Here is a 13,611-nt window from a genome sequence, read left to right as displayed (position 1 = left end):
TCAGCCCGCCTGGGCCTCGTCCTGGGGCGGGTCGTTCTTGGTGTAGGTGAGACGTTCGACCTGTCCCGGCTGGAAGCTCTCCTTGATCTCCTTGCCGTTCACGAACAGGTTCACGGCTCCGGCGTCCCCGAGCACGAGGTCGATGGACTCCTTGTCCGTGAAGGTCTTCGACTCGCCCTGCGCGAGGGTTCCGTCGAACAGCAGTCGCCCGCTGTGGTCCTTCGCGGAGATCCAGCTCTGCCCGTCGCTGGCCGTGAGGACCACGGTGACGAGGTCCTTGGGGGCCGCGGCGATGGCGCTGTCGGACGGCTCCGGCTTGGGTGCCTGCGGGGTCTGCTGGGGCTGTGCGGCGGGCTTGCCCGCCGGCTGCTTGGGTGCGGGCTTGGGGGAGGCGGAACCTTCCGCCACCGGACGCTTGCTCTGGGCGTCGCCGCCGCTGAAGGCGGTGAAGCCGACGAAGCCGATCACGGCGACGATGGCGGCGACCATGGCGGCGGTCCAGTTGGGCCGCTGCCGTTCGGGGCGGATGCGCTCGGCTTCGAACATCGGCGCGGCGGGGGTGGGTGCCGGCCGGCCGCCGTGGGCCGCGTCGTAGCTCTCGACCAGGGGTGCCGGATCGATGTGTACGGCGCGGGCCAGGGTACGGATGTGACCGCGGGCGTAGACGTCGCCGCCGCACCGCGTGAAGTCGTCCTCTTCGATCGCGTGCACGATCGGGATGCGCACGCGGGTGGTGGAACTGACCTCGTCGACGGTGAGCCCGGCGGCGATCCGGGCCTTCTTGAGGGCCGTCCCGATGGACGGTCCTTCGACGGAACGTTCGACGATGCGGTCCTCGGACCGGTCGTCGGTCGAAGGCCGCTCTTCTTCGGGGGAGTTGGCGTTGCCGATGGACACGAGGGCGCCTTTCGAGCGTGTAGCCACCTGCTGGATTACCAGTCTAGGGGGGTGACGAAAGGGTGGGGCAACCGGAGGGTCCTCTTCCTACGCCATCCGAATGGCTTCGGGAGGACCCACCGCTGTCTCCTCAACTTGACGCACGCCCAAGGGAAACGGTTGCCCGCCGATCCCATACGGTCGAGTGAGCCGGACGGGCGGCGTCCCGGGCGCTCCCGAGGGCCCCCTAGGCGGGGTCTTCGCCCCGGATCACGGCGAGGACCCCGTCCAGTTCGTCGGGTTTGAGGAGCACGTCCCTGGCCTTCGAGCCCTCGCTCGGGCCGACGATCCCCCGCGACTCCATCAGGTCCATGAGCCGGCCGGCCTTGGCGAAGCCGACCCGCAGCTTGCGCTGGAGCATCGAGGTGGAGCCGAACTGGGTGGAGACCACCAGCTCCGCGGCCTGGCACAGCAGGTCCAGGTCGTCGCCGATCTCCTCGTCGATCTCCTTCTTCTGCTTCTGCCCGACCGTGACGTCGTCCCGGAAGACGGGCGCCATCTGGTCCTTGCAGTGCTGCACGATCCCGTGGATCTCGTCCTCGGTGACGAAGGCGCCCTGGAGGCGGACCGGCTTGTTCGCGCCCATCGGCAGGAACAGTCCGTCACCCTTGCCGATCAGCTTCTCCGCGCCCGGCTGGTCCAGGATGACCCGGCTGTCGGCGAGGGAGGAGGTGGCGAAGGCGAGCCGCGAGGGCACGTTGGCCTTGATCAGGCCGGTCACCACGTCCACGGAGGGCCGCTGGGTGGCGAGCACGAGGTGGATGCCGGCCGCGCGGGCCAACTGGGTGATGCGGACGATGGAGTCCTCGACGTCGCGCGGGGCCACCATCATCAGGTCGGCGAGCTCGTCGACGATCACCAGCAGGTACGGGTACGGGCTGAGCTCCCGCTCGCTGCCCGGCGGCAGCTGGATCTTGCCGTCCCGGATCGCCTGGTTGAAGTCGTCGATGTGCCGGAAGCCGAACGCGGCCAGGTCGTCGTAGCGCAGGTCCATCTCGCGCACGACCCACTGGAGGGCCTCGGCGGCCCGCTTGGGGTTGGTGATGATCGGCGTGATCAGGTGCGGGATGCCCTCGTACGCGGTCAGCTCCACCCGCTTGGGGTCGACGAGCACCATCCGGACGTCCTCCGGGGTGGCCCGGACCATGACCGAGGTGATCAGGCAGTTGATGCAGGAGGACTTTCCGGAGCCCGTCGCGCCCGCGACGAGCACGTGCGGCATCTTGGCGAGGTTGGCCATGACGTAGCCGCCCTCGACGTCCTTGCCGAGCGCCACCAGCATCGGGTGGTCGTCCTCGGCGGCGTCCGCGAGGCGCAGGACGTCGCCCAGGTTGACCATCTCCCGGTCGGTGTTCGGGATCTCGATGCCGACCGCCGACTTGCCCGGGATCGGGCTGATGATCCGTACGTCCGGGGAGGCCACGGCGTAGGCGATGTTCTTCGCGAGCGCCGTGATCCGCTCGACCTTCACGGCGGCGCCGAGCGTCACCTCGTAGCGGGTGACCGTCGGCCCCCGGGTGAAGCCCGTGACCTGCGCGTCGACCTTGAACTCGGTGAAGACGTTCGTCAGCGAGGCCACCACCGCGTCGTTCGCGGCGCTGCGGGTCTTGCCGGGCCCGCCGCGTTCCAGCAGGTCCAGGGAGGGCAGGGCGTACGTGATGTCCCCGCGCAGCTGGAGCTGCTCGGCGCGCGGCGGCAGCGGCTGGGCCTCGGGCGGGGCCTTCGTCAGGTCCGGCACCGACAGCGTCCCGGAGGCCGCGGCGGTGCGCTCGTGCGGCGGGTCCCCGGCTGCCGGCGCCGCCGGGGCGGCGGGCGCCTGCTCCCGGGCGGGCGGCACCGGCGCGGTGACCTCGACGCCCGCGCGCTCGGCGGTGATGCCGTGGGTGAGGTCGGCGACGACCGGCGAGGGCGGCAGTCCCCCGTAGACGACCCCGTCCAGCGCGGCGGCGGCCGCCGCGGCCACGTCGACGGCGTCCATCTCCCGCTCCCCCGGCCGGGCGGTGCTCCGCCGCGGCCGGCGCCGCCGGGCCAGCGCTGCCTCCTCGGCGGACCCCGCCGGATCCGCGGGCTCCCCGGCGCGGGCCTGCCACTGCTCGGGATCGTGCCGGTCCTGGCGGCCCGCGCCCTCCGGCTCCCCGTACCCCTCGTCGTACTCGTTCGGCGCGATGACGCCCAGCCGGATGCCGAGGCGGCGCAGCCGCTGCGGGATCGCGTTGACCGGGGTCGCGGTGACCACCAGCAGCCCGAAGACGGTGAGCAGCACCAGCATGGGGACGGCCAGCGGCGCGCCCATGGTGAAGATGAGCGGCTTCGAGGCGGCCCAGCCGACGAGCCCGCCCGCGTTCTGCATGGCGGTGGTGCCCTCGTCCCGGCCGGGCGCCCCGCAGGCGATGTGCACGAGCCCGAGCACGCCGACGACGAGGGCGGACAGGCCGACGCCGATGCGCCCGTTGGCATCGGTCTGTTCCGGATGGCGGATGAAACGTACCGCCATGACGCCGAGCAGGATCGGCACGAGCAGGTCCAGGCGTCCGAAGGCGCCGGTGACCAGCATCGTGACGAGGTCCCCGACGGGCCCGCTCAGGTTCGACCAGGTCCCGGCGGCCACGATCAGCGCCAGGGCGAGCAGCAGCAGCGCCACCCCGTCCTTGCGGTGGGCCGGATCGAGGTTCTTGGCACCCCGGCCGACCCCGCGGAAGACGGCTCCGACCGCGTGCGCGAGACCGAGCCAGCAGGCGCGCACCAGCCGCACCACGCCCCCGGTCGGGGACGGAGCGGGCTTGGCGGCGACCTTCTTCACCGGGGCGCGCCGGGCCGCCGCGGCCTTCTTCGCGGGGGGCTTGCCCGCGGGAGCCGACTTCTTCGCCGGCGCCGTCGTCCGGCCGGTGCGGCCCTTCGCGGTGCCCGCGCTGCTCTGGGAACCCTTGCCGGACGTACGTGAGGCCATGGGGGCGAGGTTACCGGTGCGCGCGCCGGTGGACACGCGTGCCCACCCCTTCACCCGTTCGTGTCGCCCGTTCTGTACGTGCTTTGACGCCCCGGCAGACCTGACGGGTCCCCACTCCGCCCGCCGGAAGCGCAGGTTCCGCGCAGCGGTGCGCGGGGCCGCGCACGAGGCACGGCAGGCGGCCGCCCCGTACGGGACGGGGCGGCTCACCCGCGGCGGCGGCCCCGCCGCCGGCGGCTCAGCCCTGCGCGGGAAGGACGGCGGTCGGCCCGCCGGTGCCCGGCTCCAGCGCGTCGAGCGCGCGCCGCAGTCCGGTGAGCTTGCGTTCCAGATGGGCGGCGGTGGCCACGACCGCGGCATCGGCCGAGTCCTCGCCGAGCTGCTTGGTCAGCGCCTCCGCCTGCTCCTCGACCGCCGCGAGCCGCGCGGAGAGCTCGGCCAGCAGGCCCGCGGTCTCCTTGCTGCCGTCCGCGCCGTTGGAGCCGCCGCCTTCCAGCTGGAGCCGCAGCAGCGCCGCCTGTTCCCGCAGTTGGCAGTTCTTCGTGTAGAGCTCCACGAACACCGAGACCTTGGCGCGCAGCACCCACGGGTCGAACGGCTTCGAGATGTAGTCCACCGCGCCCGCCGCGTAACCGCGGAAGGTGTGGTGCGGACCGTGGTTGATCGCGGTGAGGAAGATGATCGGGATGTCCCGGGTCCGCTCCCGCCGCTTGATGTGCGCGGCGGTTTCGAATCCGTCCATGCCCGGCATCTGGACATCCAGCAGGATGACCGCGAAATCGTCCGTCAGCAGCGCCTTGAGCGCTTCCTCCCCCGACGACGCCCTGACCAGTGTCTGATCGAGCGCGGAGAGGATGGCCTCCAGCGCCAGCAGATTCTCCGGCCGGTCGTCGACCAGGAGGATCTTGGCCTTCTGCACCATGCCTCCTCCTCGCCCCGGCATGGGGCCTCCCCGGCTCCAGGCTCCGGCCTGTGTGCCGGGCCCCGCCCCAGAGAACGGCATCCGTGCGCCGTCCGTCCTTGTGCCGGTCATCGTAGCCCCAGTCCCGAGATCGCCACACCCTGTCACCAGGATGTCACTGTGCACGAAGCGGAAACGTGATGGGAGGGCAGAAGGTTCCCCCTCCGCCCCCGCTCACCGCGCGACCACCATCCGGTCGGTGATCAGCTTTTGCGCATGTGCTGCTCCATGACCGACAGTAGGTAGTCGGGTTCCACCGGCTTGGTGACGTAGTCGGACGCACCGGAGTCGATGGCCTTCTCCCGGTCGCCCTTCATCGCCTTCGCCGTCAGCGCGATGATCGGAAGACCCGCGAACTGCGGCATCCTCCGGATCGCCGACGTCGTCGCGTACCCGTCCATCTCCGGCATCATGATGTCCATCAGGACGAGCGCCACGTCGTCGTGCTGCTCCAGGACCTCGATGCCCTCCCGCCCGTTCTCGGCGTAGAGCACCGCCAGCCCGTGCTGTTCCAGCACGCTGGTCAGCGCGAACACGTTGCGCACGTCGTCGTCGACGATGAGCACCCGCTCACCGTGGAAATCGTACGTCCGCGGCGCGGCCGGCAGCGGCTCCTCCACGTCCCACGCGCCCGCGTCCGCCTGCCCCGGCACCTCGCCGCGCGACAGGGTGTCCGGCTGCTGCTTGCGGCGCCGCCGGAACAGCGCCGACGACCCCTGGCCGGCCGGCTCGGCCGCGGGCAGCGCCGTCCGCACCGGCCCGGCGGCCACAGGCGCCGGCGGGTGCTCCACCGGCTCGGGCCGCGTCTCCTCGGCCGCCCTGCGGTACTCCGCGCGCGCGCCGCCGGGCGTGGGCGGCGCGTACCCCTGCGGGGGCAGCTCGCTCGGGTGCAGCGGCAGGTACAGCGTGAAGGTCGAACCGCGGCCGGGCTCACTGGCGGCGTGGATCTCCCCGCCCAGCAGCCGGGCGATCTCCCGGCTGATGGACAGCCCGAGTCCGGTGCCCCCGTACTTGCGGCTGGTGGTGCCGTCGGCCTGCTTGAAAGCCTCGAAGATCACCAGCATCTTGCTCGCCGCGATCCCGATGCCGGTGTCGGTCACCGAGAAGGCGATGAGGTCCGCGTCCGCCTCGCGCAGCGACCCGGCTTCCAGCAACTGCTCCCGGATCGCGGTCGGCACGTCGCCGCCGGCCGGCCGGATGACCAGCTCCACGGCCCCGGAGTCGGTGAACTTCACCGCGTTCGACAGCAGGTTGCGCAGGACCTGGAGGAGCCGCTGCTCGTCGGTGTGCAGGGTCGCCGGCAGCTCCGGGGACACCCGTACCGAGAAGTCCAGGCCCTTCTCCGCGGTCAGCGGCCTGAACGTGGCCTCGACGTAGTCCACGAGCTGGACCAGCGCGATCCGCGTCGGCGAGACGTCCATCTTGCCCGCCTCGACCTTCGACAGGTCGAGGATGTCGTTGATGAGCTGGAGCAGGTCCGAACCCGCCCCGTGGATCGTCTCGGCGAACTCCACCTGCTTCGGCGAGAGGTTCTCGTCCGCGTTGTCGGCGAGCAGCTTGGCCAGGATCAGCAGCGAGTTGAGCGGCGTCCGCAGCTCGTGGGACATGTTCGCCAGGAACTCGCTCTTGTAGCGCATCGAGACCGCGAGCTGCTCGGCGCGCTCCTCCAGGACCTGCCGGGCCTCCTCGATCTCGGTGTTCTTCACCTCGATGTCCCGGTTCTGCTGGGCCAGCAGCTCGGCCTTCTCCTCCAGTTCCGCGTTCGCGGCCTGGAGGGCCTTCTGCCGGTTCTCCAGCTCGTCGGAGCGCTCCCGCAGCTGTTCGGTCATCTCCTGCGACTGCTTGAGCAGCATCTCCGTCTTGGAGTTGACGGAGATGGTGTTGACGCTCGTACCGATCATCTCGGCGATCTGGCTGAGGAAGTCCTTCTGGATCTGCGTGAAGGGCTGGAAGCCCGCCAGCTCGATGACCCCGAGCACCTTCCCCTCGAACAGCACCGGCAGCACGATCACGTGCGCCGGCGGTGCCTCACCGAGCCCGGAGGAGATCTTGAGGTAGCCCGGCGGGGTGTTCTCGACGAGGATCGTCCGCTTCTCCTCGGCGACCGTCCCGATCAGCCCCTCACCCGGACGGAACGCGATCGGCATCTGACCGCCCGCGTACGCGTAACTCCCGCGCATCCGCAGCTCGTACGAACCCTCCGCGCCGCCGTCCGTCCCGATCTCGGTGGACCCGCCGGTCGGCAGCGCCAGGAAGAAGGCACCGTGCTGCGCGGAGACCACCGGGGTCAGCTCGCTCATGATGAGCGAGGCCACGTCGTCCAGCTCCCGGCGGCCCTGCATGAGGGCCGAGATCCGGGCGAGGTTGCCCTTGAGCCAGTCCTGCTCCTTGTTGGCCAGGGTGGTGTCCCGCAGGTTGACGATCATCGTGTTGATGTTGTCCTGGAGCACCTGGATCTCGCCCGCCGCGTCCACGTCGACCTTCAGGCTCAGGTCGCCGCGGGTCACCGCGGTGGCCACGGCCGCGATCGCGCGCACCTGCCGGGTGAGGTTCCCGGCCATCTCGTTCACGGATTCGGTGAGGTCCCGCCAGGTGCCGTCGACGTCGCGCACCCGCGCCTGGCCGCCCAGGATGCCCTCGGTGCCCACCTCGCGGGCGACCCGCGTCACCTGGTCGGCGAACGACGACAGCTGGTCGACCATCGTGTTGATCGTGGTCTTGAGCTCCAGGATCTCGCCGCGCGCGTCGATGTCGATCTTCTTGGTCATGTCGCCCTTGGCGATGGCCGTCGTGACCATGGCGATCTGCCGCACCTGCCCGGTGAGGTTGGAGGCCATGAAGTTCACCGAGTCGGTGAGGTCCTTCCAGGTCCCCGACACCCCCGGCACGTGCGCCTGACCGCCGAGACGGCCCTCCGTACCCACCTCGCGGGCCACGCGCGTGACCTCGTCCGCGAACGAGGACAGGGTCTTCACCATCGTGTTCACGGTGTCGGCGAGCTGCGCGACCTCGCCGCGCGCCTCGACGGTGACCTTCTTCGTCAGGTCACCGTTGGCGACCGCCGCCGAGACCTGCGCGATCCCGCGCACCTGGGCCGTCAGGTTCCCCGCCATGGTGTTGACGTTGTCGCTGAGGTCCTTCCAGATGCCGGTCACCCCGCGCACTCGCGCCTGACCGCCGAGGATGCCCTCGGTGCCCACCTCGCGGGCGACCCGCGTCACCTGCTCCGCGAAGGAGGACAGCTGGTCGACCATCGTGTTCACGGTCGTGACGAGTTCGAGGATCTCGCCCTTCGCGTCGACGGTGATCTTCTTCGAGAGGTCGCCCATGGCCACCGCCGTGGTCACCTCGGCGATGTTGCGCACCTGGGACGTCAGGTTGTTGGCCATGAAGTTGACGGACTGCGTGAGGTCCTTCCAGGTCCCGGAGACCCCCTTCACCTCCGCCTGACCGCCGAGGATGCCCTCCGTACCCACCTCGCGGGCGACCCGGGTCACCTGCTCCGCGAAGTTCGAGAGCTGGTCGACCATCGTGTTGAGGGTGTTCTTCAGCTCCAGGATCTCGCCCCGGGCGTCCACGTCGATCTTCTGCGACAGGTCACCGCGGGCCACCGCCGTCGCGACCTGCGCGATGTTGCGGACCTGCGAGGTCAGGTTCCCGGCCATGCCGTTCACCGAATCGGTCAGATCGCGCCAGACACCGGCCACCCCGGGCACCTGCGCCTGACCGCCGAGCCGGCCCTCCGTACCCACGTCCCGGGCCACCCGGGTCACCTGCTCGGCGAAGGCCGAGAGCTGGTCGACCATCGTGTTGATGGTGTTCTTCAGCTCCAGGATCTCGCCCCGGGCGTCCACGTCGATCTTCTGCGACAGGTCACCGCGGGCCACCGCCGTCGTCACCTGGGCGATCTGCCGCACCTGGGACGTCAGGTTCCCGGCCATGAAGTTGACCGAGTCCGTGAGTTCCTTCCAGGTTCCGGAAACCCCCTCGACCCGCGCCTGGCCGCCCAGGCGTCCCTCCGTACCCACGTCCCGCGCCATCCGCGTGACCTGGTCCGCGAAGGACGACAGCTGGTCCACCATGGTGTTCACGGTGTTCTTCAGCTGGAGCATCTCACCGGAGACGTCCACGGTGACCTTCTGCGACAGGTCGCCGTTCGCCACGGCCGTCGTCACCTGCGCGATGTTGCGGACCTGTCCGGTCAGGTTCCGGAAGGCGGTGTTCACCGAATCGGTGAGGTCCTTCCACGTCCCCGCCGCACCCGGCACCTGCGCCTGACCGCCGAGCTCACCCTCGACACCGACCTCACGCGCCACTCGCGTCACTTCGGCACCGAAGGACTGGAGCTGGTCGACCATCGTGTTGACGGTGTTCTTCAACTCCAGCATCTCGCCGGCCACGTCCACGGTGACCTTCTGCGACAGATCGCCGTTCGCCACCGCCGTCGTCACCTGCGCGATGTCCCGCACCTGCGTCGTCAGGTTCCGGAAGACCGTGTTCACCGAATCGGTGAGGTCCTTCCACGTCCCCGCCGCACCCGGCACCTGCGCCTGACCGCCGAGGAGACCCTTGGCCCCGACCTCGCTGGCCACGCGCGTGACCTCGTCCGCGAAAGTCCGCAGGGTTTCGGTCATCTGGTTGATCGTTTCGGCCAGCTGCGCGACCTCGCCGCGCGCGCTGACCCGCACCTTCTGCGACAGGTCGCCGTTCGCGACGGCCGTCGTGACCTGCGCGATCCCGCGCACCTGCGCCGTCAGGTTGCCGGCCATGGTGTTGACCGAGTCCGTCAGGTCCTTCCAGACACCCGCGACCCCGGGCACCTTGGCCTGGCCGCCGAGCTCACCCTCCGTACCCACCTCGCGGGCCACGCGGGTCACCTCGGAGGAGAACGACGACAGCTGGTCCACCATCGTGTTCACGGTGTTCTTCAGCTGGAGCATCTCGCCGGCCACGTGCACCGTGACCTTGCGCGACAGATCGCCCTTGGCCACCGCCGTCGTGACGAGAGCGATGTCACGCACCTGGGCGGTGAGCCGGTACGCCATGGTGTTGACGGAGTCGGTCAGGTCCTTCCAGGAACCGGACATTCCGCGCACCTGCGCCTGACCGCCCAGCTTGCCCTCGGTACCCACCTCCAGCGCCACGCGCGTCACCTCGTCGGTGAACGCGGACAGCTGGTCGACCAGGTTGTTGACCGTACGCCCGACCTTGAGGAACTCCCCGCGCAACGGATGCCCGGCGCCCTCCGCCGCCTGCGTGCGCAGGTCCATCCGCTGGTCCAGATCACCCTCGGCGACCGCCGAGAGCACCCGGCCCACTTCGGACACCGGCCGGGCCAGATCGTCCACGAGCTGGTTCGAGGCGTCGATCGCGGCCGCCCAGGAGCCCTCGCAGGCACCGGTTTCCAGCCGTTCGCTCAACTTGCCCTCACGGCCCACCATCCGCCGGACCCGGGACAGCTCCCCGGTCAGGTGAAGGTTCCGGTCGGCGACCTCGTTGTAGACGGCGGCGACCTCCGCCATCACGCCTTCACCGGACACCGTCAGCCGCTTGCGGAAGTTCCCGTCACGCATCGACACCAGTGCCGTGAGCAGCCGGTTCAGAGCGGCGGTATCGACCTCCGTCGTCCCGCCGCGCCGGGACCGTCCCCCCTTGGGGCGCGTTCCCGTACGCCGCACCGCTGCTCCAGACTCCACCGTGTCCCTCCCGAAAGGGTCGACCACTGTTCCACCGGACATCCGACTATCCAAAATCCGGCTCTCCAAGCCTGCCCAGTGTTTCACCCCGGCCGAACCCGGCCATAACACTCCGGCACCATCGCACACCGGCCGTACCCTGCGGGTGGAATCCCCCACGACGGCATCCTGGCGACCGCGAAGGTAAGTAACCTGGCATCCGATGTCCAACCGCGTCGAAGGAGACTTGTGATCACGGCACGGGCGGCTGCCAGTTTCGATCCACAGGGGCGCTCGGTCGCCGGTGCCCGCGCGTTCGTCCGCGACACCCTCCAGGGCTGGGGATTCGCGGACATCGTCGACGACGCCGTGGTCCTCACCAGCGAGCTCGTCACGAACGCCGTGGTCCACGCCGGAACCCGGGCCGAGGTCCTGTGCCTGCGCGCCGAGGACGGCGTACGCGTCGAGGTCGCCGACCGGTATCCGGAGCGCGAACTCCCGCTCGCCCATCCCGGCGAGCGCCCCTACGCCGACCCCGACCGCGAGAGCGGGCGCGGCCTGATGCTCTGCGCCGCCCTCGCCACCCGCTGGGGCGTCGAGTACACGGCCACCCAAAAACACGTGTGGTTCCGCCTGGACCTGCCGGACCGTCCGGTCGGTACCCGCTCCGCGGGGCCCGTCGTACCGGACCAGTTCCTGCCGCTGACCGACAGCCGGGTCCGCGTCGCCGTGCTCCAGATCGACGCCGCCGACGCCGTCTCCGGCTGGAACGACGACGCCGAGCACATCTTCGGCCACCCCGCCGAGAAGGCCCTCGGCCGCCCGCTCGCCGAACTCGCCGCCTGGCCCCAGACCCCGGGCACCGGCACCGGCATCGCGGAGGCGCTGCGCCTGTCCCGCTGGGAGGGCAGCTACGGCATCCGCGGCGCCGACGGCCGCGTCATCCCCGTTTACGCGTCCCACCTGCGGGTACGCGACGCCCACGGGGAGCCGTCGATCGTCTGCCTCCTCGTCCACGACGACGAGCGCGCCCTCCTCCAGACCCCGGTGCGGATCCCCGCCGACGGGGGCCAGCCCGGCGACAGCCGGCCGGTGGACCCCTTCGAGGTGTTCATCGGCTCGCCCGCTCCCGACGATCTGGAGAGCCTGCTCCAGCGCACGGTGGAGCGCGCCCGCGACATGCTCGACGCCGACGCCGCGTTCCTGCTGCTCGCCACGGACGACGAGACGGAGCTGGAGGTCCGCGCGACCACCGGCCTGCCCTCGACCCGCCAGCGCTTCGCCCGCGTGCCCGTCGAAGCCGGCACCAACCGCTACGGTTCCGCCCGCATGCCCGCCGTCCACGACGACCTCGCCGCCGTCCCCGGAGCCGTACCGCTCCTGGAGTCCACCGGCATGCGGTCCGTGATCACCGTCCCCCTCAAGGTCGAGGGCCGCCTCACCGGCTCCCTCGGCGTCGCCACGGAGAACCCCGGCCGCTACACCAACGAGGAGGCCCTGCGCCTCCAGTTCGCCGCCGACCGCATCGCCCTCGCCGTCGAGTCCGCCCGGCTCGGCGAGCTGGAACGCCTGCGCCGCGGCTCCCTCTCCTTTCTCGTCGAGGCCTCCGACCTGCTGGCGGGCACCCTCGACCGGGACCAGACCCTGGCCCTCATGGCCCAGATGACCGTCCCGACCCTCGCCACCTGGTGCGCCGTCTACACGATCGCCGACCAGGCCTCGGACCCTTACCTCGCCTACGTGCTGCACGAGGACGAGGAACGCATCGACGGTCTCAAGGCCCTGCTGTCGCGGGTCAGTCCGCCCGAGCCGGTCCGCGAGGCCGGCGCCCGCCCGTGGGCGGCCGCGGCCACCGCTGTCGGCGGCGATTCGGTCGTCCTGCCCCTCCTGGCGCGCAACCGGGTCATCGGCATGCTCACCCTGGGCAAGCCGCGCGAGGAGCACTTCCGCCAGGAGATCCTCGAACTGGCCGACGACCTGTCCCGCCGGGCGGCCCTGGCCCTCGACAACGCCCGCCTCTACTCGGAGCGCACGGCGATCAGCCGTTCCCTCCAGCGCAGCCTCCTGCCGCCCGGTTCCCCGGCCATCCCGGGCATGGAGGTCGAGGTCATCTACCGCGCCGCCGGCGAGGGCAACGAGGTGGGCGGCGACTTCTACGACGTCTTCCCGATCCGCGACGGCGCGTACGGCTTCGCCATCGGCGACGTCTGCGGTACGGGCCCCGAGGCGGCCGCGGTCACCGGCCTCGCCCGGCACGCCCTGCGCCTGCTGGCCCGCGAGGGCCTCGGCGGCCCGGCGGTCCTGGAGCGCCTCAACGCGGCGATCCTCGACGAGGGCGCCCGCAGCCGGTTCCTCACCCTCCTGTACGGCGAGCTGCACCCGCAGCCCGACGGCGGCGCCCTGATGAAGGTCGTCTGCGCCGGCCACCCGCTCCCGCTGCGCCTGCGCCCGGACGGCGAGGTCACCTCCGCCGCCGAACCGCAGCCCCTGCTGGGTGTCATCGAGGACCTGGACCTGTACGAACAGACCCTCACCCTGGACCCGGGCGACGTCCTCCTCTGTGTCACGGACGGGGTGACGGAACGCCGCGAGGGCAGCCGCATGCTGGGCGACGACGGCCTCGCCGAGGTCCTGACGACGTGTACGGGCCTCACGGCCGGCGCGGTCGCCTCCCGTGTGCTGCGCGCGGTGGAACGCTTCGCCGCCGAACCCGCCTCGGACGACATGGCCATCCTCGCCTTCCGCGTACCCCAGCAGCGCGAAGGCTCCTGAGGGGCCCGCGGCACAGCCGGCGGTGAGGCGGATCCTCCCGGACTCGGGAAGTCCGGTCCGGGAGGATCCGCCCCATCCGGTTCCCGAAAATGGTCCTGGAACGCAAAAAGGCCCCCGCCAAGAGGCGGGGGCCTTTTCGTCTTCATCAGAGCCCTTTAACGGAATCGAACCGTTGACCTTCTCCTTACCATGGAGACGCTCTACCGACTGAGCTAAAAGGGCGGGTTGTTCGGCGGCGTCCTACTCTCCCACAGGGTCCCCCCTGCAGTACCATCGGCGCTGAAAGGCTTAGCTTCCGGGTTCGGAATGTAACCGGGCGT

Annotated in this window: 5 protein-coding genes, 1 tRNA gene and 1 rRNA gene; 1 reads left to right on the top strand and 6 read right to left on the bottom strand. The window is 70.8% G+C overall.

Going from position 1 to position 13,611, the window contains the following annotated elements; translation table 11 throughout:
- The 4 genes from ABZZ17_RS10510 to ABZZ17_RS10495 all read right to left on the bottom strand — a co-directional run bounded on the left by ABZZ17_RS10510 (position 1) and on the right by ABZZ17_RS10495 (position 10,540).
- Positions 1 to 897, bottom strand: a complete 897-nt coding sequence (locus tag ABZZ17_RS10510; protein WP_356874384.1) for a RodZ domain-containing protein — start codon at positions 895 to 897, stop codon at positions 1 to 3.
- 226 nt (positions 898 to 1,123) lie between these two features.
- Positions 1,124 to 3,883: a DNA translocase FtsK gene (locus tag ABZZ17_RS10505; protein ID WP_356874178.1), complete on the bottom strand. Its 2,760-nt coding sequence runs from the start codon at positions 3,881 to 3,883 to the stop codon at positions 1,124 to 1,126.
- 238 nt (positions 3,884 to 4,121) lie between these two features.
- Positions 4,122 to 4,805 (bottom strand): response regulator, encoded by a 684-nt coding sequence (locus ABZZ17_RS10500; protein ID WP_356874176.1) that lies wholly within the window; start codon positions 4,803 to 4,805, stop codon positions 4,122 to 4,124.
- Between the two features lie 242 nt (positions 4,806 to 5,047).
- Positions 5,048 to 10,540: a HAMP domain-containing protein gene (locus tag ABZZ17_RS10495; protein WP_356874174.1), complete on the bottom strand. Its 5,493-nt coding sequence runs from the start codon at positions 10,538 to 10,540 to the stop codon at positions 5,048 to 5,050.
- A 228-nt stretch (positions 10,541 to 10,768) separates the two neighbouring features.
- Between ABZZ17_RS10495 and ABZZ17_RS10490 the strand changes: the two genes are divergently transcribed.
- Positions 10,769 to 13,291, top strand: coding sequence for a SpoIIE family protein phosphatase (locus ABZZ17_RS10490; RefSeq protein WP_356874172.1), 2,523 nt, complete (start codon positions 10,769 to 10,771; stop codon positions 13,289 to 13,291).
- Between the two features lie 149 nt (positions 13,292 to 13,440).
- On the opposite strand, the gene ABZZ17_RS10485 is transcribed toward ABZZ17_RS10490, so the two are convergent.
- Both ABZZ17_RS10485 and rrf read right to left on the bottom strand, forming a co-directional pair.
- Positions 13,441 to 13,513, bottom strand: a tRNA-Thr gene (locus ABZZ17_RS10485).
- 5 nt (positions 13,514 to 13,518) lie between these two features.
- Positions 13,519 to 13,611, bottom strand: a 5S ribosomal RNA gene (rrf, locus tag ABZZ17_RS10480); the annotation flags it as partial.

Source organism: Streptomyces sp. NPDC006512 (genome assembly GCF_040611935.1).
Classification (GTDB): Bacteria; Actinomycetota; Actinomycetes; order Streptomycetales; family Streptomycetaceae; genus Streptomyces.
The sequence above is the reverse complement of the archived record's forward strand: the minus strand, read 5'-3'. Positions and strand labels throughout refer to the sequence as shown.